Below are 707 nucleotides of genomic sequence, written 5' to 3'. Positions count from 1 at the left end.
ACCACCAAGNTNNNNTNATACCAATTTAAATTATATTGGCAACAGATAGGGCTTCCAAAATGAAAGGATATCCAGTAATCGATGCTATAACTTGGGGAGTTAATTCTGCTAGAAGTTGGTCTACCTTTTCCCTAAGTTCAGCCAGAGTAGAAAAAGATTGCCATCGTAAATCTTTCTTCAGATGCTCCCACAAACGCTCAATTGGATTTAATTCTGGGCAGTAAGGAGGTTGAAACAAAAGGATCACATTCTCAGGAATCCGCAATTTTTGGGTTGTGTGAAATCGCCCACGGTCTAGTTGCAAAATATTGATGCTCTGCCAGTAAGTCTGGGCAAATGTGTCTAAGAATCGTTGAAAGCATTCTGTATCAACATGAGAAAACTCCAAGAAAACATGCTCTCCTGTACTTGGTTCGACTGCACCGTAAAGCCAGTATGCCTGAAATAACCATTGCCATTGCCCTATGGGTTTGACCCCGAAAGCAGTAATCAATCGTCCGACTATTGTCTTTAGTCCAAAACGACTTTCATCTTGGACAAAGTATCGGATGGGTCTCGCTTCTGACGACTCTTGCTCAACATACAGTTTTAATAGGACAAGGTCATCGACAAGGTTTTTTTAAATGACTCTAATTGGTTTGGGTTTTGCTTGCTATTTTGGGGACGGGCGACTTTGAGTTTAGCTTTGAGTCGGTATCGGGTCATTT

1 protein-coding gene is annotated in these 707 nt (G+C 41.4%); it reads right to left on the bottom strand.

The annotated features are described in order from the left end of the window. Window positions 1-25: 25 nt before the first annotated feature. Window positions 26-586 (bottom strand): IS630 family transposase, encoded by a 561-nt coding sequence (locus ACP2WE_RS26015; RefSeq protein ID WP_425218423.1) that lies wholly within the window; start codon window positions 584-586, stop codon window positions 26-28. Between the last annotated feature and the right edge of the window lie 121 nt (window positions 587-707).

Origin of the sequence: Tumidithrix helvetica PCC 7403 (assembly GCF_965232925.1) — a bacterium.
Lineage (GTDB): Bacteria > Cyanobacteriota > Cyanobacteriia > Pseudanabaenales > Pseudanabaenaceae > Tumidithrix > Tumidithrix helvetica.
This window is presented reverse-complemented; position numbering and strand designations above follow the sequence as displayed.